Origin of the sequence: Chryseobacterium sp. SN22 (genome assembly GCF_008329705.1) — a bacterium.
Classification (GTDB): domain Bacteria; phylum Bacteroidota; class Bacteroidia; order Flavobacteriales; family Weeksellaceae; genus Chryseobacterium.
The window spans coordinates 45,744-68,935 of record NZ_VTSX01000022.1 but is presented as its reverse complement, the minus strand read 5'-3'; the positions used below and the strand labels follow the sequence as shown (position 1 = coordinate 68,935).

Below are 23,192 nucleotides of genomic sequence, written 5' to 3'. Positions count from 1 at the left end.
TGGAATGGTTCAACAACAATAACCACGGCCCAAACCGTGCAAAACAACAATGATTACGGATAACCTCCGTGACGGAAAAATTAAAAAAATTAAAATGGCAAAACGTACAGATATAAAAACAATTTTGGTAATCGGATCAGGACCCATCATCATCGGTCAGGCAGCAGAATTCGATTATGCAGGAACACAGGCTTGTTTATCTTTAAGAGAAGAAGGCTATAAAGTAATTTTGATCAATTCCAACCCGGCAACGATCATGACGGATGTGGAAATCGCAGACAAGGTGTACATCGAACCGATTTCCCTTCAGTTTGTGAGCCACATCATCAGAAAAGAACGTCCGGACGCGCTGTTACCGACCTTGGGAGGGCAAACCGGACTGAACATGGCGGTAGAGCTCGAAAAATCAGGGATTCTTGAAGAGTGCAAAGTAGAAGTATTAGGAACCAAGCTTTCAGCCATCAATAGAGCGGAAGACCGTGATCTTTTCCGTGAACTGATGAGGGAACTCAATGAGCCGGTGCCTGAATCCGATATTGTAAATACCGTAGAAGGCGCATTACATTTTGCCGACAGAATCGGTTATCCGGTCATCGTTCGTCCTGCCTTCACCATGGGAGGAACAGGAGGCGGAATCGCTTCGACTGAAGCGGAGCTGAAAGAAATTGCGGAACTGGGATTAAAGCACAGCCCGGTAACGCAATGCCTGATCGAAAAATCCATTGCCGGTTTCAAAGAAATCGAGTACGAGGTAATGCGTGATGCCAACGACAACGCGATCGTGGTTTGTAACATGGAAAACATTGACCCGGTTGGGGTACATACCGGAGACTCTATTGTAGTGGCTCCTTCCCAGACCCTTTCGGACAGGGAATACCAATTGCTGAGAAATGCTTCCCTTAAAATCATCAGAGCATTGGGAATCGAAGGAGGATGTAACGTGCAGCTGGCTTTAGACCCGTACTCTTTCAATTATTATATCATCGAGGTGAACCCTAGGGTTTCCCGTTCGTCCGCTCTGGCATCAAAGGCAACCGGATACCCGATTGCCAAGATTGCTGCGAAAATCGCGGTAGGCTTGACCCTGGACGAAATCATGAACCCGGTAACGGGAAAAACGTACGCCTGCTTCGAACCGGCTTTAGATTATGTAGTAACAAAGTTCCCGAGATTCCCGTTCGATAAGTTTGAAACGGCGGACCGGAGATTATCTACCCAGATGAAAGCGACGGGTGAGGTAATGGCGATCGGAAGAAACTTCGAAGAGTCTTTACAGAAAGCCATCCGTTCCCTGGAAACAGGAATCAAGCACCTGGGACTGAAAACCAAACAGGCTCAAGCTTTAACGGAAGAAGAAATCGAAAGACGAATCAGGGTATGTGATGACGAAAGACTGTTCATCATCGGTGATGCCCTAAGAAGAGGATATGATTGGGAACAGATTGTAGAATGGAGCAAGATCGATAAATTCTTCATCTGGAAACTGAAAAAGCTGGTGGATTTCGAAAAAACCATCGCCGAAAATAAATTCGATAAAGAAATACTAATTGAAGCGAAAAGATTAGGTTTCGCCGATGTAAATATTTCAGTTCTCTGGAATGTGACGGAGCGTGAAGTATTCAATTTCAGAAAAGAAAACGGAATCATGCCGGTATACAAAATGGTGGATACCTGCGCCGCGGAATTCGAATCTGAGACCCCTTATTTCTACGGAACCTACGAAGAAGAAAACGAAAGCGTGGTTTCCGATAAGGAAAAAATCATCGTATTAGGTTCAGGACCGATCAGGATCGGGCAGGGCGTTGAGTTTGATTATGCAACGGTTCACTCGGTTTGGGCGATCAAAGAAATGGGCTACGAAGCGATCATCATCAACAATAACCCAGAAACGGTTTCCACCGACTTCTCCATCTCTGATAAACTGTATTTCGAACCATTGACAGAAGAAGATGTGATGAACATCATCGAGCTTGAAAAGCCGAAAGGGGTAGTGGTACAGTTTGGTGGACAGACCGCCATCAACTTGGCTGATAAATTAGCTTCCCACGGCGTTCAGATTTTAGGAACTACCCTGGAAGACCTGGACAGGGCGGAAAACAGGGATAAATTTGAAAAAGCGCTTCAGGAAATGCAGATTCCTCAGCCGCTGGGGAAAACCTCTACATCCAAAGAAGAAGCGATTGAAATTGCCAATGAGATCGGTTATCCGGTATTGGTTCGTCCGAGCTACGTATTGGGCGGCCGTGCCATGGAGATCGTGTACTCTGAAAGTGAATTGGCACATTACATGGAATTCGCGGTAGACGCAAGCCCGGAACACCCGGTACTGGTAGACCGGTATATGGTCGGAAAAGAAATTGAAGTGGATGCTATCTGCGACGGTGAAACGGTGGTGATCCCTGGAATCATGGAACATATCGAAAGAGCAGGGGTTCACTCCGGAGACTCGATCGCGGTATATCCGCCACAGAACATTTCGCAGAGCGAAATCGACACTTTGGTGGATTATACCCAGCGATTGGCGAAAGGCCTGAAAGTAGTCGGACTGATGAATATCCAGTACGTCCTTTTCGAAGGTAATGTGTATGTGATCGAAGTGAATCCGCGTTCATCCAGAACGGTTCCTTTCCTTTCCAAAATCACGGAAGTACCGATGGCCAACCTGGCAACAAAAGCGATTTTAGGTCAGAAATTAACTGATTTAGGATACAAAAACGGATTGGTTCCGAATAAAGAAGGCGTTTTCGTAAAAGTGCCGGTATTCTCCTTCTCCAAATTAACGAAAGTAGACATCTCCCTCGGCCCTGAAATGAAGTCAACCGGAGAGGTAATGGGGAAAGACACCACCCTGGAAAAGGCCCTTTACAAAGGATTGGTTGCCGCAGGGAGAAAAGTGCCGATGCACGGTTCCATCCTCTTTACCGTAGCCGACAAGCACAAGCAGGAAGCAGCCGATCTGGCCGCAAGATTCCATGAAGTGGGCTTCAGGATCTGGGCCACGGAAGGAACGGCTAAATTCTTCGGCGAACAGGGGATTCCTTGTAAAATAGGATATAAAATCGGTGAAGATGACGTGAACCTGATCGACCTGATCCAGAAAGGAAAAGTGCAGTATGTCGTTAACACCATGACCAAAGGAAAGCAGTCTGAAAGAGACGGGTTCCAGATCAGAAGGATGTCTGTAGAGAACGGTGTTCCTTGTCTGACTTCCATGGATACGGTAGAAGCCATCCTGAAGGTAATTGAAAGCATGAGCTTTAAAATGGAGACGATGTAGTTTTCGGATCTTTTTAAATAAATAAAAAGCGGGAGATTTTTTTCTTCCGCTTTTTTTATGGGTATTTTTCGGGGTTTTGGGAAGTACGGCATACGCTCACGATCATAATGGTCTTATCTTTTCGATCAGCACTATAAAATATCAGGAAAGGCGATTTCCTTAAAGGGTCTTTCATGAAAATTTCCAAACCGGGTTTTGATAAGGATCATCATAAATCCTTTTGGTAAAGAGCAAGATCTTTGAAGCAATGTAAAAACATTCTTATTTTAACTATATTCGCATAACTGACTTTAAAAAATCAAACCATGAATACAATAGACGGCGGAAAAAAACTTATAATTTTACCTTTATTCTTATTTTTTCAATGCCAATCCTACAGCGATGAACAAAGCAAAACATTTGAAAAACATATTTCTGATTCAGATGAGGTGGTGTATGATTCTGATGCCCTTCATCCTTCCTGCGCTTATCTGAAGAATGGCAAAATCAGAGGAATCAAATTTACGGCACATCCGGAATGTGGGGATTATACGAAAAGATATTTTTTTTCAGATCAGGAAAAAATTGAGAAAGTGGCTATTCACAAAGACTTTTACAACAGCAGCTGTGGAGAAACTTTTGATTCCGTTTATGTGGTTGATTTTTTAAAAGATAAAATATTTGCTGCTTCCGGATTTTTTCAAGAAGAAGAAATTGAAAACGGTATGTTAAATGAGGAAACCCTTATTATTGCCGATTATCGGAAAGAAATTAGAACCTGGAAAGGAAATAACAGAGTTTCTTTATAAACCTTTTCCTTTATTAAATTCTTTGAAACATCATATTTGGATCTTAATATAATTTTATAAAAATTCAATAACTAACAACCGGACATGTTAAGATTTATTTTAAAATTCTCAATTTTATTACTGGCAGTTTCCTGTGCGGGAGAACTTGAAAAAATAAAATTGGTCAATACGGTTAGTAAAAATAAAAAGTATGGATTGGAAATCATTATAAGAGATTTCAGCCAGAATGATTCTTTAACCTTTGAGGAAAAGAGACAGCTGATTTTAGATTCAAAAAACAGGCTGATCTGTAAAAACGGGTCATCTTTTTTCTTTTATAATCATAACGGTCAACTGTCTCAGGTGAAATTTGTGTATCGCCGCGGAGGAAGAATAAATATTTTGACGGATCAATACATTTATGACCGAAAACAAAATTTAAGATTTGTCACTTATCAGTTCAGGGATATAGATACCATTAAAATATATGCTTATAACAAATTTAATCAGTTGATCCGGGAAGAATATCCGTTGAGAAAATCATTTATTCATTATAAATACCGAAATGGAAGAATTTCTGAAGCGACAAAGATTGAAAATGGCACTATTTCAAAACATTCTGAATTTGTCTATGATCAAAATGGAAATAAATCAATTGAAAACTGGGTTTTTAAAGGCGATCAGAAAATGAGAACCTATTTTAAATTTAATGCTAAACATCAACTGATCAGCAAAAGAGACAGTTGTATTACTACTTTTGGCAATCCAAACGAATATGTGGAATTTCTGAATCAGTATGTTTACAATAAGAATGATTCTTTAACAGAAAAAAGAAAGTATGACAGGGTTTTAAGTGAGAACCATTTTCAATATCGTGGAAAAATGACTTACGAATACAGAGAAATACGTTAATTAAAAACTAATTTGATGGGTTCCATTTTAAAAAATATAGTAATTGCTATCTTTATCATTCCCTGGGTTTCCTGTAAACAGGAATTGAAAAAATATCCGTTAGATAAAATTAAATCATCAAAAGTTATTTCCGATCACAACAACACATTAACCGGTAAGATCGAAAGTCTGGATGTTGACTATACTGCTTTTGGCTGTACCTGTCCGGGCTGGATCCGTGTAGAAGATCTGAAATCTGTTAATAAGGAAGGAATTAAAAACTTATATTTCTATATAGAACCTGCGGATGAAAATATGGGATTACCTGTTTATTTTGATGTATTCAGGCATTTTCTAAGAATAAAGGGGCAGTTCTATACAAAAGAAGGCGTTCCGAAAGGAACAATTCAGAATGAAGAGCCGTTGCCCAAAGGAAAAGTATTCCGATATACCGAACTTGAAGTTCTTGATAAACCTGATTTCAAACCCGAAACAAAACTAAAAACCCTGATCCTAAACTACAATGCCATTGCATGTACCTGCGCCCGGTGGAGTGAATCAAATAAGAAAGGAAATGTTGGTAAAAGTGATTATTACTGGCTGGAACCTGCAAATAAAAAATTAATTGATGCAGATCAATTGTTTGACGGAACCCATCTGCCTGTAAAGATCATAGTAACGGGGCACATCGTGACCGAAAGGGGATTTCCGAAGAATAAAAATTTAACAAAGGTTAATGAAAATGAAGCCGGGAAAGTGTTCCGGTATACCAAAATCGAAGTGCTTCAGAAATAAACAGAATTGACTTTAATTTATTTTAAAATAAGCATCCGTAAAATATTTGCTGGGCCTGATGTAGACGGTCTTCCGCTCCGCATCGAAAATCCAGTTGAATCTTTTCAGCACATCAGCTCCCAGATAGCTTGCTTTCTGGGTTTTAAGTTCTCCTGTGAAAAACCCTGCCGAAACATCTTTCAGTGTAAAGCTTCCGATGTTGAGCAGGGGCAGAATTCCGTTTTTAGTAACAATACTTTTTCCGGCTGAGTTCCTTAGCGTTTTTTCACCGGTGATTTTCAGCTTTTGGTCGAGGTCTTTTCCGTCGGCAAAGGCATTGCTGTATATAATTCCACCGGAATATCCGGATTGCAGGAGAAAATCAGCAGCTACAGGTTTCCCGTCAATAACATTCTCCGCCTGGATAAAAAGCTGTCCGTTCCGGTATACCAATGGAATTGAATGATATTCTTTAAGGTCAGGCATAGTTTCATATATTGAAAGCCGGCTGTTGTCATAGTCGATCCCAAAAATTTTTCCTTTGAAAATTCCGGTTCCGATTTTTCCGTCGGCTTCATGGCCGCTAAGCTCACCATCAAAAAAACGGATATCCTGATACGTATTTTTCCCGATGGAAACTGTATTTCCATCACTGATGCCGTCTTTAAATAGGATATGATCGGCACTTCTTTTCCGTTCCGGGGAAATCGAAGCTTCTTCCATGGCAATCTGGAACATCAGGTCTAAAGAATCTTTATTATTGACCTGAGTTTTGACAATCAGGTTATTGTACGTCGTTATTCTGAACGGAATAATTTCCTGTGCGTTGATGACGGATAAAGAAAATAAAAACAGAAACAGTACGGTTATTTTGTTCATCTGATGATTTTAACTGGATGTAAAAATAAAATTAGTTTTTATCCGGACCAAAAGAATAACGGAAAAGAAATTTATATCTTTAAAAACTGAAACCAATACCGTTGGAACCCATGACAAAACATCAGCAAAGAGTCGCCGAAGTCTATCATTTTTTCGACAACAAAGACACCGTTTTAGGATTTAGAAAATTACTGGATTGCGCGGTGGATACCCAGGATATGGAGATTTACCGCGAAGCCGTCGCCCTTACCGATTGGAAAGAAACCCACAACCATTCCGTTGAAGAACTGAACAGCAGGTCGAAGGATCTGCTGGATAAGATTGGTAAGATCAGTGTGGAAGAACATCCGGAAAAAGAAGCTGTGCTCCGCGCCTGGAATATCGTAAAATCCTACGGCAGCCGCCGCTTCTCCTTAGGTCCGGTTTCTGTAGAAATCCGTAAAGGACAGGTATACGGCCTGGTAGGAGAAAACGGTAACGGGAAAACCACTTTACTGAGGATCCTGGCAAAAGAAATTTCTCACGACGAGGGGGAACTGAATTATTCGTTCAATAAAAATCCTGAGAATGATTATGACCTCCGGACAAAGCTGGTCTACATCCCGCAAAGAACGGAAAAATGGTATGGAAGCCTCAAAGACAACCTTAAATTTGTCCTTGCCAGCTACGGCGTTCCTCCCGAAGAGAACGAAACCCGGACTTTAATGATGATCGCGCGCCTCGGGCTCTGGAACTATAAGCACCTGAAATGGAACGAGCTTTCTTCCGGCTATAAAATGCGCTTCGAGCTGGCCCGCACCCTGCTGAGGAAACCGGAAATTTTATTGCTTGACGAACCTCTTGCCAACCTGGATGTCCTGGCACAGCAGGTTATTCTGGAAGATCTGAAATCAATCGCCAATTCGGTGAATAACCCGATTGCGCTCATCCTCAGCTCGCAGCAGCTGTATGAAGTGGAGAAGGTTTCGGATAAGGTGATTTTCCTGAAAAACGGTCAGTATAAAGACAATTCCGAATTGTCCAACAGCGAGAACGACGGACTGATCCTCGAAATCGACACGGCAGATTCCAGGGAAGAGCTCCTGAAAGTCTTTGAAAACCTTAACCTCGAAAAACTGAATTTCAACGGCGGGATTTATGTCGCCTACTTTTCGGCAGATACGGCATTCCATGAGGTGATGTCGGCGCTGGGAAATGCAAAAACGGAAATCATTTATATCCGGAACATTTCTTCTTCCACCAGGAGGTTCTTTGTAAGCTAATGATCTTTAATTCGAAAAAAAATGCAAAAAATAAATCAATTCAACCGGTATCTGCTCGAAAAATATCCTACTGTCTGGAATACCAAAATCGTCTGGATGCTTCTGGCAGGGATCGTTATTCATCTCTTATTTTTTATCATCGGCTATGTTTCTCATGCGAATCCTGCTTCCATGCAGGGAATGAGTGTGAAAAATGATTATTTTAAGGATGGAATGATTTTCATCCACCTCATTATTTCGGTCCTGCTGATTGTGGCTTGGCTCATTATGATGTTCAGGAATAATGCATTCAAGAATTTTTATCCTCTTTCCAGAGGCAGGCTGTTCCTGCAGTTTGTGCAGTATTTCGTCATTATACTTATTTCTACCACCTTTTATTTTTCTTACATGGCCGGCTTTAAAATGTTCGTCCGGAATAAATATCCCGATGCACAGATGGCAGAAAATGTAAAGATTATTAACCAGGCCAATGCCTTTCTTTCCCAGAGTCTGGAGTATTACACGCTGGACAACCGAATTTTCCCCGGTTTTGATGAGCTCTACTGTGAAACCGATCTCGATAAAATCGACCGCAACAAAAAATATTTCGTTTACTACAACAGGGTTTATCAGTATTACAGCCTTTACTCAAAGAAGATCTCCAGGAAAGACCGGTACGGCAATTTTGTTTTTCCTGAAGGCGAAAAGCGTAACAGGCTCGTCGATACCCAGAGAGGTACTGATGTCTGCATATATTTTTTTAAAAAGGATGTGGTGGATATGTCACCTTACATCAATACGACGGGACTGACGTATTTTAATTTTTCAGAAATATTTTATGACCGGGAAGGCAGAGCCGGAGGATATACAGGATCATCCCGCAATAATGAAGGTGACGAAGAGTATGCCAGAAAAAATTACAGGCAAAAAAGATCCGAGATCAGCAGGCTTACGGCCGAACTTTTAAAAAAGAAAGATACTGCCGAACTGGAAAAGCTGATGAAAAAATTCCTGGATATTTCCGGACAGTTCGGGATCAGGAATAATCTGGATGCCAAAAACTGGGCGAAAATGGTCTATGCCCCGGATGATTTCAAGGTACGGTATTTCATCAAAAAATATGAAACTTCTTACGGTGAAAAATATGATCCCAACAATCTGCCGGAAGGTGGCACTTATGACTATACGGAAACGGTGGCCATCGATTCTGCGGCGGCCGTTGTAGACGGCGTTGTGGTAAATGATTCCGTGCAGATCCGGCAATTTAATCCGGATATCCAAAGTCAGCTTTCGCTGGCTCAATATTTTAAAAATAATACGACCGGTTACTACTATTACTCGCAAAATCTTCAGGATTTCCTCTACAATGTAGATGTTATAAAATCTTCGGATTTCTTTTCGGAAAATATACATATCTATCTCTGGATTGCCTTTTTCCTGTCTACCATGGTCTTCAGTTTCAGAACCACAGGGTTGAAATCGCTTTTATTCAGTATTATCAGTGCAGGCGTGCTTACCCTGGCCATTGTGCTGATCTCTGTTTTGTTTTCGGTTTCTGCCGGAAGAACCAATACCGGTTTCTTTGCTTCTTACCTGACGTTATTTATCGGATCAGCTATCTTACTGATCCCGTTATTGTTCATGAGAAGCGTGAAAAAGATAATTTCATCGGTTTTCATCAATCTTTCGGTAAACGGTTTCACGCTTTATGTACTTCTGATATTTATTATCATCAGCCTGCATCAGGACCAGCTTTGCAATGAGCAGAATATCAAAGTATATCAGTGTAGGACCATTATTGAAGTCCTGAACTTTAATTTAAGCTATATTCTCTTGGCCTGCGGATTTATTTTCATGTATTTGTATACGGCGGTCGTTCAGAAATGGAAGGCCATGCCGCAATAAACTTTCTTTTATAATTTAAAGCTTATCATTTAATTTAACGTTCTATGTAATGAATATCATTCAGACTTTACTTGATGCAGACTTATTTAAAAAGGAAAAAGTAATTAACAGGCATCACTTTCTGACAACGGAAGGTGATATTGACAGCAATATCTATTTTATTGAAAAAGGAAGTTTGCGGATTTTTATCAGGCCCGAAGAACAGGAAAGAGTGATCCGTTTTGGTTATACAGATAATATAGTGGTCTGCCTCGATTCTTTTTTGTCGGGAAAACCGACGGATTTCTATATTCAGGCCATCAGGAAAACCGAAGTAAAAATAGCTGCAAAAAAAGATTTTTATGCATTCATCCAATCTTCAGATGAAAATTTAAAGCTTTGGGCTGTTATTCTCGAGGATCTGGTTTTAAAACAAATGGAACGGGAAAAAGATTTATTAATAGGCTCTCCGAAAGAACGTTATGAAAGTGTTTTGAAGAGAAGCCCGCAGCTTTTTCAGGAAATTCCGAATAAGCATATTGCCAATTATTTAAGGATGATCCCGGAAACCTTGTCAAGACTTAAAAAATCTTGATTCCCGTCAAGATTTAAGATTTTTTAAAACCAGAGATTTGCCTTAAAAACAGACATGACAATCCCGACGGAAAAATTGCTGAATGATTTAAAAAATATCACGGCAGAAAATATGTATTTTGCTGAAAATATTTTAAATCAACCTGATGAGTTGCTTAATTTCAGGCTTTCAGAGAAAAAATGGAGTGTTTTGGAGTGTTTTGAACACCTGAACCGTTATGGTAAATTTTATATTCCTGAGATCGGTCAACGAATAAATAATTCAGGTACAAAGCCAACAGAAATATTCAATTCAGGAATTCTGGGAAATTATTTTGCTGAAAGTATGCTTCCTAAAAAGGGACTGGAAAAAATGAAAACTTTCAGATCGATGAATCCCCTTTACAGCAATTTGGATAAAAAGGTTTTAGATGAATTCATCGCTCAGCAAAAGCAGATTATTATTCTTTTAAATAATTCTGAAAAGATAGATTTAAATAAAACAAAAACGGGCACCAGCATTTCAAATCTGATCAGACTGAAACTCGGGGATACGTTCCGTTTTGTGGTTTATCATAACCTGAGGCATATTGAGCAGGCAAAAATAATTTTTAAATCAAGGTGGATTTGAATTTATTTTACTTTAATTCAATGGGTTATTGAGGTAGAAAAGTCTGGTGAGTCAGGATCTTAAACTAGAATTCGTTTGATCATCAATATTTTTGGTAATAGAAAACATCCATCCTTCATCATTCAGCTTATTACCTGATTTCTACTTCTGATTCACTTTAAATCAAGATCCTATTCCGGTTTAATTTAACAAAATTTATCAGGTCAGGAAAATGATTTCTGTATCCAATTTCGTAATTTTAGGCAAAATTTAAAAAAGTGAGAAAGTTATTATTTGCAGTTTGCCTTTCGGCGTCGGTTTTCGGTTTTGCCCAGGATTATTCGGTGCCGGCAGCCAGTCCGCGCCAGACCGTGGAGCAGCAGTTTTCCATGTCTAAAATTACCGTAGACTACGGAAGACCCGGAGTGAAAGGAAGAAAAATATTTGGCGAACTGGTCCCTTACGGACAGGTTTGGAGAGCGGGCGCCAACTCCTCTACAAAAATTACCTTCGGACAGTCGGTGAACTTTGGCGGAAAGATCGTCCAGGCCGGAACTTACGGTTTATTCATTGTTCCTACGGAAAAAGAATGGAAGGTCATTTTAAACAAAGATTTCCAGCAGTGGGGGGCATATACCTACGACCCGAAGCAGGATGTCGTAGATGTTACCGTTCCGGTAAACAAGCTGGCCGACAAGCAGGAGTGGTTTGAAATCACTTTGAACCCGACCGACGAAAACTCGGCCAACCTGGTTCTGAAATGGGATTATGCACAGGCGGAAGTACCTTTGAAGCCATCAAAACCTGAAGCGGTAACGAAGATCGCAGAAAAACTCAGAGAGATCAAAAAGATTGAATCCGACGCAGCAAAAACAAAAAGCTAAACAATGAACTTTTCTGTTCAGGCGGTTTTAGAAAACGAACAATATCAGTTAATCCCCTTACAAAAAGGGGATTTTGAGTCTTTGTACCAGGTGGCTGCCGATCCGGAAGTATGGAAGCAGCATCCCAATAAAGACCGCTACAGAAGAGAAGTCTTCGAAAACTTTTTTCAGGGAGCCATCGAAAGCAGAGGGGCCTTTAAAATTGTAGAAAAAGCGACCGGGGATATTCTGGGCAGCACCCGTTTTTATGATTTTGATGACGACCAAAACAGCATTTTTATCGGCTATACCTTTTACGGCACCAAATCCTGGGGAAAAAAAGTCAATCCGCAGATCAAGAAGCTGATGCTGGATTACATCTTTCAGTTTGTCGATACCGTTTATTTCCATGTCGGGAAAGACAACATAAGGTCGCGGACTGCCATGGAAAGGCTGGGCGCGGAAAACCTCGGCGAGCACGAGGTGGCTTATTATGGAGAACCTTCAAGAACCAATATTTTATACCAAATCCAAAAATAAAATTTATGAAAAAATTTAAAATCCAACACAACCCGTTTATTGTCCCGACGACCGACGGAAAACTGATCGAAGAACATTGGGGAAATTCCACCGGAACCTCAGACGTTTCCATTGCCCACATGATTGCCCCTGCGGGATGGAGCGAACCGCACCAGACCCCTGAATTCGATGAATTCACCTACATAATTTCCGGGAAAAAACAATTTGAAATCGACGGTGAAACCGTAGTACTGGAAAAAGGCCAGAGCATCATGATCGAAAAAGGCGCGAGAATCCGTTACAGCAACCCGTTTCCGGAAGAATGCGAATACCTGTCGGTCTGCCTTCCCGCATTCTCCGTAGAATCGGTACACCGCGAAGTAGAAGGCGTAGACTGATACTGTAATTTATCAATTTAATAAATGTAACAGTGTAACAATTGACTTCTCCGGCTAGTTGCTGCACTGTTTTTTATTTCAATAAACGTTTCAATATTGATATATTGCTACGCTCTTATATTGTTACATTGTTATACTGATACATTGTTCCATTGTTTATTGTTCCATTGTCTTAAATTCCGTAAGTTCGCGGAAATTTTTAAGATCAGAAAAACTTAAACTATGAGAAACAAATTTTCAGCAGCCCTTTTATTGGGCGTTACCCTGTCCATGACTTCATGCGCGACCATCCTTACCGGAACAAAAGATAAAATCACATTTAATTCCACTCCGGAAGGAGCGAAAGTTTTCCATAAAGGAATCGAAAAATGCACCACGCCATGCACGGCTGAAATCCCAAGATCCCTGAGTAAACAGATGGTGACTTTCGAAAAAGAAGGTTTCAGCAACAAAGAAGTAAAGCTTACAAAAACATTCAATCCGGTAACATTGGTTAATATTCTGCTGGGCGGAGCTATCGGTGTAGGAATCGATGCCGCTACCGGTTCCCTTACCAAATATTCTCCACAAGCTTACAAAATAGAATTGGAAGCAAAATAATAGAAAAATATAACAATCTAATTAATGTAACAGTGTAACCATGAATCCATACCGATGATTCATCCATTGGTACACTGTTACATTTCCAAATCGGTACATTATTTAAGGATTTCCTTCAGAAACATCAGTGTATGGTTCCAGGCTCTTTTGGCCATCACGGGATTGTAATCCGGTGACTTAGGATCCGTAAACGTATGTTTGGAATGTGCATAGGTGATAATCTGCCAGTCGGCGTTGCCGTCATTCATTTCTTTGATCAGGTTGTTGTAATCTTCCGGCGTTACGCTTTGGTCGTCCGCAGGATTTTCTACCAGGATTTTTGTCGAAATAGGTCCGTTGGGTCTCGCCTGGTCCTTCCCGATACTCCCGTGGATGGAAACCACGCCTGCTACCGGCATTTTTCCCCTTGCCGATTCAAGGGCGCCGGTTCCTCCGAAGCAGTAACCGATCACGGCAATCCGGTCCGGAATCGCCCCGTTTTTCTTCAGCTGCTCCAAGGCAAGCATAATTCTTTTCTGGTAAGCTTCATAATTTTTCTTGTAGTAGCCTGCAGTTTTTGCTGCAGCGTTATTATCAGCAGGAATATTCCCTTCTCCGTAAATATCGGCTACAAAAGCGATATATCCCTGTTTCTCCAGGTCTGCCGCGGCGGTCTTCGCCTCGTCGTCGATTCCTTTCCAGGCCGGAAGAATCAGAACCCCGGGAAGTTTTTTTCCGGCGTTGGATGTTACGAGTCCGTTCAGTTTCTGGGTTCCGTCCTGATAGGTAACAGGTTTTAATTGTTGGCTGAATAGGGTAGCCGAGGCCAGCAAAGCCGCACCCACTAAGATAGATTTTGTCATACGTTTAATTTTTTAGGAGCTGTTTCCCGCTTTCCGCTGCAATCTTTTTTTTCAAAAAAGGATTTCCGCTGCAATCGGGGCTAGGGCAGTGGTCATCAGTACAAAAACCGTGCTCCGATACGCATTTCCGGAATATAAATTTCATAATGACGATCTGTCAATTTTGCCTCCTGAATTCAGACAGAAATTTCAGACACCTGCAAAATCAGACATACATTAAGCCCCAAAGGGGGCGAATCAAATCAGCATCGGATGTAAAGCTACGACTTATCATGGTTTGTAAAACAAATACTCGCCATTCTCAAAATACGCGTGAATATGCTGCAGCCCATTCGTTAAAACAATCTCTTTGGCACCGATAATCGAATTATAACGGGCGGTCTGCTCAAAGGTTTTTTCCGTTAATTTGATCTGCGGGGCTTTGCATTCGATTAAAATTTTAGGCCGGGTCTTTTCGGTAATCAGAAGATCGATCCTTTTCGTTAAACCGTTCAGGACAATCTTTTTTTCAGTAACCAGGGCAGAAACGGAGTAGGATTTTACCGTAAGATAATAATGGACCCAATGCTGCCGTACCCATTCCTCAGGCGTGAGCAAAAGATAGGTTTTGCGGATGGGATCATAAATAAAAAACTTATCTTTGTCTTTCCTGAATTTAAAATCAAAAGTTTCCTGAAAGTTCAGTTTTGGAAGTTCCATTTATAAGATGAAAGAATTAGATGTAATCCTCAAAAATATTAAAAATAAAGAAGTTTTACCGATTTATTTTTTCCACGGAGAAGAATCCTACTTTATCGATCTTGCAGTAAAAGCCCTTGAACACGACTTTTTAACGGAGGACGAAAAAGCCTTCAACCAAACCGTCGTTTACGGCAAAGATAGCTCGTATCACGAAATCCTTTCGCTGGCCCGGCAGTTTCCAATGATGGGGGATAAGCAGGTTATCATTATCAAGGAAGCCCAGGACCTGAGAATGGCCGAAAGTGAAAGCAATGCCCTGGAAACCTACGTTCAGAATCCGGTACTGTCCACCGTTCTGGTCTTTGCTCACAAGCACAAAAAACTGGACAGCCGGAAAAAGGTCACCAAATCCTTGGAGAAAGCCGGTATGCTGTTTTTAAGCGAATCCATCAGGGAAGCCCATCTCCCGAAATGGATCGCCGACGAATGCATCAGGTTAAGCATCAAAACGGCTCCGAATATTTCCCAGCTTCTGGCAGAATACTTAGGAAATGATCTTTCCCGGATCGCCAATGAGCTGAACAAGCTTAAAATTATTCTCAAGCCCGGCGAAGTGCTCGACGGGAAAATCGTGGAAGAGCATATCGGGATCAGCAAAGAGTACAATGTCTTTGAACTTCAGAAAGCATTGGGAACCAAAAATGCCAACGCAGCCTTTAAAATCGCGCATTTTATGGGCAAAAATCCTAAAAACAATCCGTTTGTGATGATGTTGTCGAGCCTGTACAATTACTTTTCCAATGTTATCATTTACCATACGATGGCAGGCCAGTCTCCGCAGTCGATTGCCTCCCAGATGGGGGTGAACCCTTATTTCATCAAGGATTACGCAGAATCGGCCAGATTATATCCTCTGAAACATGCCACCAGGGTCATCTCCATTCTCCGGGAGTTCGACATGAAAGGAAAAGGCCTTGGCGCTGTCAACATGAGCGAAGCGGAACTGATCAAAGAACTGGTGTACAAAATCATCAATGTCGATAAAATCAAGATGAAAGTGTAAGAAGGTGAATGGTGGAAGTAAATGGTGAATGGTCAATCAGCTTTGCTTGTCAATTTGGAAGGATTAAAATTCGCGGTTACTGACAAATCTTAATCGGAAATTCCCCTCCTCTGGAGGGGTGGTGAAAATTCCGAAAGAATTTTTGACGGGGTGGTTTTAGCAGTGAATGGTCAATGGTCAATCCGCTTCGCTTGCCAATTTTGGAAGTGTGAAAATTCACCATTCACTATTGACAATCTACCTTTAACTCATTTACTTATACGTTTCATCGACATTTAACATATCAGATATTGACAAGTATCATTAAAATAACTTTAAATACCTGTTAAAAATTACGAACTTAGCGGACGTAAATTTTAAAATCTTTTTGAAAAGCAGATTATGGAGCAAAACATTTTAGATTGTGTGATCGTTGGATCCGGACCTTCCGGCTTTACAGCAGCTATTTATGCGGCAAGAGCAGATTTGAAACCTGAATTGTATACAGGTTTGGAGCCGGGCGGGCAATTAACCACAACGACGGAAGTAGACAACTTCCCCGGATACCCGACGGGAATTACAGGTCCTGAAATGATGATGGATCTGCAAAAACAGGCGGAACGCTTCGAAACCAAGGTACATTACGAAATGATCACCAAAGTCGAATTTTCTACGGAAGTAGGAGGGATCCATAAATTATACGCCGGAAATAAGGAGATCTTCGCCAGAACCGTGATTATTTCTACCGGAGCTACTGCGAAATACCTGGGTCTGGATGACGAGAAAAAATACAACGGCGGAGGGGTTTCTGCCTGCGCAACCTGTGACGGATTTTTCTACAGAGGAAAAGATGTAGTGGTGGTAGGAGCCGGAGATACGGCAGCAGAAGAGGCAACTTACCTGGCCAAACTGGTGAACAAAGTAACCATGCTGGTAAGAAAGGATGAGTTCAGGGCTTCCAAAGCAATGATCCACCGCGTAAACAATACCCCGAATATCGAAGTGAAGTTTCACCATGAGCTGATCGGGATTGAAGGGGAGAACAACCTGGTTGAAAGGGCAGTGGTGATCAACAACCAGACACAGGAAACCTCAACAATCGATGTGCACGGGATTTTCATCGCCATCGGCCACAAGCCGAACACGGAAATTTTCGTTGGGCAGATCGACCTGGATGAAAACGGTTACATTGCCACTGAAAAAGGGACGGCAAAAACAAACCTTCCGGGCGTTTTCGCAGCAGGAGACGTGCAGGACCACATCTACAGACAGGCGATTACTGCAGCAGGAAGCGGCTGTATGGCGGCCATGGATGCAGAAAAATACCTGGCCGAACTGCGTTAAGCTGTAAAATAAAATGATATCATATCAGCGTGCTCCCTTATCGGAGCACGTTTTTTATTTTAATTTCCGGACAACTCCTGTCTTAAAAGAGAAAAATAATCAGGCTGATTTTTAGCCGATTATTACGATTTGTTAAAATTTATATTAAAATTGTTTTGCCAAAATAGAAAAACGTTTTATATTTGCACCACTGAAAACGACGGTATAACCGGAGTTCAAGGAGAGTTGGCAGAGTGGTCGATTGCGGCAGTCTTGAAAACTGTTGACTGTAACAGGTCCGGGGGTTCGAATCCCTCACTCTCCGCCAAAGCCTAAAAAGCCTGCAATTTAAAATTGCAGGCTTTTCTTTTTGATTATTGCTTACTATTTTTCTTGCCTCAATTCTAAGGCTTATTAGGGATCACGCACAAAAGTTGGGACTAAGAAAAATTTTAGTGAATCGAATAGAAACACGATTTGTCTTTTATCTTATCTACCCTACAATTGGAACGACTATTGCAGCTTTGGGAGAAAGCTATATTTTAATCACTTAAGCGATTCCAATGATGGATTTTTACGATAAATTCAGACACAGACATACTTTTGATGAACATGCGGAGGCGATTTCCATGCATTTGGATCAGCGGTTTTCATCCGATGAAATTACCGTTTACCACGAAATGTTTTCCCCTGATTTTCATCTTGATGTCTATTTTATACAATCCGAAAAATACAATTTCAATATTTTACTCACTGCCGGTATGAGTACGCTTGAAATGACGGTTCCTTCTAGCATAGAAAACGCGCAGGATTATAAGTTTGCAGAGCTCATGCTGCTGCTTCCGAAATCCGCGACTTTCGGTGAGGTAACCGGCGATAATCCCAATGACTGGCTCATCGATATGCTAAAAGAAAATGCCCGGTTTCCCCATCATTACGATACCTGGTTAACCATCGGCCATACATTACAGGCTACTGCAGATATGGAGCCGTATGAGGAAAATACGGATTACACGGGAGTCGTTATTCTGCCGTCTGTAAATTTTGATGAAGATTTTACTGTAGTACAGGCCGGAGAAAACCGGATCAATATCTATTCTGTTTTTCCACTATACGCTGATGAAATGAATTATAAAATAGAGAACGGATACAATGCGCTTCTGGATCGGCTGATTGAGAAAAATGCGAAGGAGGTTTTTGATGAGAGCAGAGAAAGCCTATTGAATTAAATCATCTGTTGATCATGCGATCCATGTAATCCAGCCGCATCAGATACCAAATAAACCGCTAACACAATCAACCCTGGTTCAAACAAAAAAAGCTGAGGGGTAAACCTCAGCTTTATTTAACGTGAACTCAACCGTATTCAGTTTATATTCAGTCGTTTATTTAATGGCGAAATAAAAATTAAGCTGTTTACTTGGGATTTTAAGTAGAATTTTATTTGATAGAATAACAAAAAGATATTGTTTAATCATAATACCTCTGACCCTATTTTTGACCATAGAAACATCCAGCTTCAAGCTTTTCTTTTCCAGCCTGCCAACCTGATTTCTGCTTCGGGTTCAGGGCATTTAAATATCAGCCGCTTATTTTCAGCGACTCAATAACCCCGTCACCCAATTGAAAATGGTATTTCAATACGATGGGGCTGCCCGGGAAGTTTCCTGAAGTTTTGGCAGACAGGATGTTTTCTTTTTCGTCATAATCTATGGGTTCCATGGTGGCCTGGTATTCTTTATTGGCTTTGTGGATCCAGTTTTCAATTTCGGTTTTGCCGTCGTGGGTTTTGCCTTCATCGAAGACCTGTGCATTTTCAGCAAAACAGTTGGCGTATGCGGCACTGTCAAATTCATTCTGGGCTTTTACTAATTCTGAGATGATGTTGGGTAAATTCATTGGATGGTATTTTAAATTAAATTCAGTCTTAGATACAGAAAACTTCATAAGAATAGTGGAAAGTTTTGTCTCCTGACCTGGCATGATGAATGGCTAATGTCAGTTCGAGTGTTTTTTGCAGCGCAGCGGAGAAAAATGTATCAAGAACCTGTGAAGTGCGACCTCTGGTTGATCGTTCAGCAACTTCCCGATACACTTTTTTCAAAATCTACTCGAAGTCAGGGAGTTAAAATATTAAAGATATTTTTGTTAATAGCAATTCTGTTTTAAATCCTGAGCCATTCGGTATTTTTTTAATAATTGATATTCAGTTAAATATAATTAAGTTTGTGTCATTTTAAAATCATTAAATAGTAGGTACGGTACCGCCGTCGATGACAAACTCAGTTCCTGTCAAATAACCGGCTCTCGGTGAAACCAGGAAGCCGACCAGTTCCGCCACTTCTTCGGGTTCGGAAGGCCTGCCGAAAGGGATTCCGCCCAAGGCATCCATTACGCCCTGTTGCGCTTCTGCTACCGTCGTGTTGGCGTTTCTTGCAATTTCTCCCAGCCAGGCTTCCGATGCGGTCGTATTGATCCATCCCGGGGAAACCGTCAGCACGCGGATCCCTTTTGGCGTCACTTCATTTGATAAACTTTTGCTGTAGTTTCTCAATGCTGCTTTGGCAGCGGCATACGGCAAAGTAGAATCGTAAAGGGGCAGCTTACCCTGGATGGAGGCGATGTGAATGATGACCCCGCTTTGCCGTTCGGTCATCTGGGGCAGGAATCCTCTGTCCAGCCGTACCGGAGCCAGAAGGTTGGCCTGCAGGGTAGATTCCCAGTCTTCATCGCTGAGTGCCGCAAACCCGCCTGCAGGTGTAGATGAACTGCCAAGGTTGTTCACCAAAATATCCAGCCTGCCATATGTCGACAGTACTTCACCGATCAGTTTTTGAGTTTCTTCCGCTTTACTTAGATCAGCTGAGATAAAATGCAGGTTGCCGTTTTCTTTTTCAGGGGCATTTCTTGCGGTAATGATCACCGTTGCGCCGGCCTGTACCAATCTTTCTGCTATGGCCTTGCCTGCCCCTTTGGTACCGCCGGTGACCAGGGCAATTTTACCCTGAAGTTCGTTGTTGTAATTGAATATATTTTCCATTGTCGAATTGTTTGATACAAATTTCCGAAGTATCCCTTTCCCGGGCAATAACGGAAAACCGAATCGCATAGGGATAATTTTTTCCCCTATTGTACGATCGGGTACATTGGGCTAAATTTGGGTATGCATGAAAGAAAAATACCTTTGAACTTAAACTGCGGCCTCGACCTGATCGGAGAGGTGCTTTACGGCAAGTGGAAAATCCGCCTGTTATGGTTTATCCATCAGGGGCATCTGCGCCCGAGTGAACTGCAGCGTAAGATTCCCGATGCTTCAAGGCGCGTTTTAAACCTCCAGCTGAAAGAACTTGAACACCATGAGCTGGTAACCAAGAAAATTTATGCCCAGGTTCCGCCGAAAGTCGAATATTATCTTACCGATTTCGGCAAGACCCTCATTCCCGTAATTTCTGCTTTGGGAAACTGGGGTGATCAGCATGAAGACCGGCTCAGGGACGTGATATTAAAGAGAATGGGGGAGAATGCGTAAATGTGGTTACATCATAAAAAGGATTTCACGGAAGGGATTTCATAATACGATAAATAAGAACAAAAAAATTGCGAGTCTGCTCAATCTGCGCGGGTCAATTAAAAAATGAAATTGAAACTGCCCTTAAGATTTAATACGAATCTTTAAAGCCTATAACCAAGTCAGGTACAGAGGCTGATCATAAAATAAAAATGCCATCATAACTGACGGCATTTATTTTTGACGAAAAGAACTTCCGGCATCAGCCTTCTCTCTTTGAGTTTATTACCTTGATTTCTGCTTCGCGTTAAGTTCAATAAACTATTTTTTATCTGAAGGTTCCGCACCGGCGACGACCTCATGCTTATCGTCCTGCGGAATGGTCTGCGGATTCCATTTGGCGTGCTTCGACGGTTTCAGCGTATATCCGTTTACTTTCGTATATACTTTGGTAAACTCTGCTCCGAAAAAGATAAGCTGACAGGTATAATTAATCCAAAGGAGGAGCAGAATGATGGTCCCTGCCGTACCGAAAGACGAACTAGGATTAAATTTATCAAAATAAAAAGTCAGGATGTATTTTCCTAAAGTAAAGAGGACCGCCGTTACTGCTGCACCGACCCAAACGGATTTCCACTGCAATTGGACATCCGGCAGGATTTTGAACATCGCCGCAAAAAGGAAGAGGGCAACCAGGAATCCTATAACAATATTCAGGATGTTTACCAAAACCAAAGTTTCGAGACCGAAGTGACGGACAACCCACTCACTGGCCAGACCGATAAATGAGCTTAAAAGCAGCGTAGCCAGCAAAAGGAAAGCGATGACGATGATTAATCCCAAGGAATTCGCCCGGTCAAGAAGATATTTTTCCCAGGCTTTTTTAGGTGCAGCCACCACATCCCAAAGCTTGTTCAGGGTTTTCTGAAACTGAAAAAATAAGGAAGTGGCTCCAAAAATAAGCGTCAAAATTCCCACAATCTTCATGACCACATTCTTTTTGTCGACCATTCCGCCGATAACCATTTCTTCAAGGCTTTTGCCCACGTCTTTGCCCATCATGCTGCCGACAAATTTGGTAATTTCACCCTGCACCGCTTCTGTGCCGAAGAAGATTCCGGCGATCCAGATAATGATAATCAGTAACCCGGGAATTGAAAAAATGGCACTGTAAGCCAGGCTGGCAGCTTCGGTCCCCAGATCACGGGCACTCCAGTCTTTATAAGTTGCTTTAAGTATTTCCCAAAAGTTGTTTAGTATCTTCATAATTTAATTTTTTTAATGACATAGTCTGCAAGAACTCAATACTGAAACTCTCTGTAAGTGATTTTATGACCTTCAAATTCCGTACCCAGTTAAATAAAAATAAAAAGCTTACTGATTCATTAGGAATTTTTAACCTGAAATACTGAAATAAAAAACTGAAGACTTTTAATTTAATCAGAGGTGGAGTAGATGGGCAAAATAATGTTGAATAAATCTCCTGAATGAAATAAGCCTGCATCTGTAAGCCGTCAGGTTTTCCATTTCGGTTAAATACTTCCCCGATTCTGTTTATTCAGTTACCGGCAGTTGATGCAACTTTGTACTTATAAAATCGAAACAATGAAAATCGTATTAACAGGTTCTTTAGGGAACATCGGAAAACCGCTTACAGAATTATTGGTTGCTGCCGGACATCAGGTCACGGTGATCAGCAGCAAAAGAGAAAGAATTCCTGACATAGAGCGGCTGGGTGCATTTGCAGCTATCGGAAGCATTCAGGATGCAGAATTTTTAACGGAAACATTTACCGGTGCTGATGCCGTCTATCTGATGGAAGCCTGGGAAGGTATCGGAAGCCTTTTCGATCAGGGGATTGATTTTTTATATGAGTTCAGGAAAATTGCCCGTCAGTATGTAAAAGCTGTTCAGGATTCAGGGATCAAAAAAGTCATTCATTTAAGCAGCATCGGGGCGCATTCAGCGGCAGGAACCGGCAGCCTCCTGGTTCACCATCATGTTGAACAGATTTTACAGACGCTTCCGGAAGAGATCTCTATTAAATTTATGCGCCCGGTCGGATTTTTCAGCAATATTTACCGTTGGCTTCCAACGATACAATCGCAGGGTAAAATCATCCAAAGCTACGGAGGCGAACGGAAAGAGCCGTGGGTATCACCTCATGATATCGCATGGACCATTGCAGACGAAATGGAAAAGCCTTTCAGCGGAAGAACGGTTCACTATATCGCCAGCGATGAGGTTTCCCCTGATGAAATTGCCGCCGTATTAGGACAATCCATTGGTCATCAGGATTTGAAATGGGAAGTCATTCCGGGTGAGAAATTATTGGACCAGATGCTTTCTGCCGGCATCAATGAATGGGTTGCCAAAGGGCTGGTGGCTATGCAGCAGGCCCAGGAAGACGGCAGCTTATATGAAGATTTTTATGCAAACCGGCCGGAATTAGGCCGGGTAAAATTAACGGATTTCGCAAAAGAATTCGCACAGGTATTTAACACAAAATAAAATAATTAA

The 23,192-nt window shown here is 41.6% G+C and carries 23 protein-coding genes and 1 tRNA gene; 18 read left to right on the top strand and 6 right to left on the bottom strand.

The genetic code is table 11. The features are described from left to right. Nucleotides 1–94: 94 nt before the first annotated feature. From carB to FY557_RS15245, 4 genes are all read left to right on the top strand, one after another. On the top strand, nt 95–3,277 hold the full coding sequence (gene carB, locus FY557_RS15260; protein WP_149248102.1) for a carbamoyl-phosphate synthase large subunit: 3,183 nt from the start codon (nt 95–97) through the stop codon (nt 3,275–3,277). Nucleotides 3,278–3,582: 305 nt separating this feature from the next. Next, nucleotides 3,583–4,065 (top strand): hypothetical protein, encoded by a 483-nt coding sequence (locus FY557_RS15255; protein WP_149248101.1) that lies wholly within the window; start codon nt 3,583–3,585, stop codon nt 4,063–4,065. A gap of 342 nt (nt 4,066–4,407) precedes the next feature. After that, nucleotides 4,408–4,956 (top strand): hypothetical protein, encoded by a 549-nt coding sequence (locus tag FY557_RS15250; RefSeq protein ID WP_149248100.1) that lies wholly within the window; start codon nt 4,408–4,410, stop codon nt 4,954–4,956. Nucleotides 4,957–4,971: 15 nt separating this feature from the next. Next, nucleotides 4,972–5,730: a hypothetical protein gene (locus FY557_RS15245; RefSeq protein WP_149248099.1), complete on the top strand. Its 759-nt coding sequence runs from the start codon at nt 4,972–4,974 to the stop codon at nt 5,728–5,730. Nucleotides 5,731–5,742: 12 nt separating this feature from the next. Here FY557_RS15245 and FY557_RS15240 read toward each other — a convergent pair whose 3' ends face one another. Further along, complete coding sequence (locus FY557_RS15240; RefSeq protein WP_149248098.1) at nt 5,743–6,588, bottom strand: hypothetical protein; 846 nt, start codon at nt 6,586–6,588, stop codon at nt 5,743–5,745. Nucleotides 6,589–6,698: 110 nt separating this feature from the next. Here FY557_RS15240 and FY557_RS15235 point away from each other — a divergent pair, with 110 nt between their 5' ends. The 8 genes from FY557_RS15235 to FY557_RS15200 all read left to right on the top strand — a co-directional run bounded on the left by FY557_RS15235 (nt 6,699) and on the right by FY557_RS15200 (nt 13,276). Further along, the gene (locus FY557_RS15235; RefSeq protein WP_149248097.1) at nt 6,699–7,850 is read left to right on the top strand and encodes an ATP-binding cassette domain-containing protein; all 1,152 of its coding nucleotides are present in this window, start codon (nt 6,699–6,701) and stop codon (nt 7,848–7,850) included. A gap of 21 nt (nt 7,851–7,871) precedes the next feature. After that, complete coding sequence (locus FY557_RS15230) at nt 7,872–9,734, top strand: hypothetical protein (protein ID WP_149248096.1); 1,863 nt, start codon at nt 7,872–7,874, stop codon at nt 9,732–9,734. Between the two features lie 49 nt (nt 9,735–9,783). Then, nucleotides 9,784–10,308: a Crp/Fnr family transcriptional regulator gene (locus tag FY557_RS15225; RefSeq protein ID WP_149248095.1), complete on the top strand. Its 525-nt coding sequence runs from the start codon at nt 9,784–9,786 to the stop codon at nt 10,306–10,308. Between the two features lie 54 nt (nt 10,309–10,362). Continuing rightward, the gene (locus FY557_RS15220; RefSeq protein WP_149248094.1) at nt 10,363–10,917 is read left to right on the top strand and encodes a DinB family protein; all 555 of its coding nucleotides are present in this window, start codon (nt 10,363–10,365) and stop codon (nt 10,915–10,917) included. Between the two features lie 257 nt (nt 10,918–11,174). Next, a complete protein-coding gene (locus tag FY557_RS15215) occupies nt 11,175–11,780 on the top strand; it encodes a DUF2911 domain-containing protein (protein ID WP_149248093.1) in 606 nt (201 codons plus the stop codon). A gap of 3 nt (nt 11,781–11,783) precedes the next feature. After that, on the top strand, nt 11,784–12,299 hold the full coding sequence (locus FY557_RS15210; RefSeq protein WP_149248092.1) for a GNAT family N-acetyltransferase: 516 nt from the start codon (nt 11,784–11,786) through the stop codon (nt 12,297–12,299). Between the two features lie 5 nt (nt 12,300–12,304). Continuing rightward, nucleotides 12,305–12,676, top strand: coding sequence for a cupin domain-containing protein (locus FY557_RS15205; RefSeq protein ID WP_149248091.1), 372 nt, complete (start codon nt 12,305–12,307; stop codon nt 12,674–12,676). A gap of 222 nt (nt 12,677–12,898) precedes the next feature. Next, on the top strand, nt 12,899–13,276 hold the full coding sequence (locus FY557_RS15200) for a PEGA domain-containing protein (RefSeq protein ID WP_149248090.1): 378 nt from the start codon (nt 12,899–12,901) through the stop codon (nt 13,274–13,276). A 98-nt stretch (nt 13,277–13,374) separates the two neighbouring features. Here FY557_RS15200 and FY557_RS15195 read toward each other — a convergent pair whose 3' ends face one another. Further along, on the bottom strand, nt 13,375–14,118 hold the full coding sequence (locus tag FY557_RS15195; RefSeq protein ID WP_149248089.1) for a dienelactone hydrolase family protein: 744 nt from the start codon (nt 14,116–14,118) through the stop codon (nt 13,375–13,377). A gap of 270 nt (nt 14,119–14,388) precedes the next feature. Then, a complete protein-coding gene (locus tag FY557_RS15190; RefSeq protein WP_149248088.1) occupies nt 14,389–14,817 on the bottom strand; it encodes a type I restriction enzyme HsdR N-terminal domain-containing protein in 429 nt (142 codons plus the stop codon). 7 nt (nt 14,818–14,824) lie between these two features. On the opposite strand from FY557_RS15190, the gene holA reads away from it, so the two are divergent. The 4 genes from holA (at nt 14,825) to FY557_RS15170 (ending at nt 18,393) form a co-directional block, all read left to right on the top strand. Further along, complete coding sequence (gene holA / locus FY557_RS15185; protein WP_149248087.1) at nt 14,825–15,862, top strand: DNA polymerase III subunit delta; 1,038 nt, start codon at nt 14,825–14,827, stop codon at nt 15,860–15,862. A gap of 381 nt (nt 15,863–16,243) precedes the next feature. Further along, a complete protein-coding gene (gene trxB, locus FY557_RS15180) occupies nt 16,244–17,185 on the top strand; it encodes a thioredoxin-disulfide reductase (RefSeq protein ID WP_149248086.1) in 942 nt (313 codons plus the stop codon). A gap of 219 nt (nt 17,186–17,404) precedes the next feature. Beyond that, nucleotides 17,405–17,492 (top strand) — tRNA-Ser (locus FY557_RS15175). 235 nt (nt 17,493–17,727) lie between these two features. Next, a complete protein-coding gene (locus FY557_RS15170; RefSeq protein WP_149248085.1) occupies nt 17,728–18,393 on the top strand; it encodes a suppressor of fused domain protein in 666 nt (221 codons plus the stop codon). 352 nt (nt 18,394–18,745) lie between these two features. Here the strand turns inward: FY557_RS15170 and FY557_RS15165 are convergent, their stop codons facing one another. Together FY557_RS15165 and FY557_RS15160 are read right to left on the bottom strand one after the other, a co-directional pair. Next, nucleotides 18,746–19,063, bottom strand: a complete 318-nt coding sequence (locus tag FY557_RS15165; RefSeq protein WP_149248084.1) for a nuclear transport factor 2 family protein — start codon at nt 19,061–19,063, stop codon at nt 18,746–18,748. A 346-nt stretch (nt 19,064–19,409) separates the two neighbouring features. Further along, entirely contained in the window at nt 19,410–20,204 is a 795-nt protein-coding gene (locus FY557_RS15160; protein WP_149248083.1) for an SDR family oxidoreductase, read from the bottom strand. 123 nt (nt 20,205–20,327) lie between these two features. Here FY557_RS15160 and FY557_RS15155 point away from each other — a divergent pair, with 123 nt between their 5' ends. Next, entirely contained in the window at nt 20,328–20,693 is a 366-nt protein-coding gene (locus FY557_RS15155) for a winged helix-turn-helix transcriptional regulator (RefSeq protein WP_149248082.1), read from the top strand. A gap of 300 nt (nt 20,694–20,993) precedes the next feature. On the opposite strand, the gene FY557_RS15150 is transcribed toward FY557_RS15155, so the two are convergent. Beyond that, entirely contained in the window at nt 20,994–21,938 is a 945-nt protein-coding gene (locus FY557_RS15150; RefSeq protein WP_228451804.1) for a YihY/virulence factor BrkB family protein, read from the bottom strand. Between the two features lie 339 nt (nt 21,939–22,277). On the opposite strand from FY557_RS15150, the gene FY557_RS15145 reads away from it, so the two are divergent. Then, nucleotides 22,278–23,183, top strand: a complete 906-nt coding sequence (locus FY557_RS15145) for an NAD(P)H-binding protein (RefSeq protein WP_149248080.1) — start codon at nt 22,278–22,280, stop codon at nt 23,181–23,183. Nucleotides 23,184–23,192: the final 9 nt, after the last annotated feature.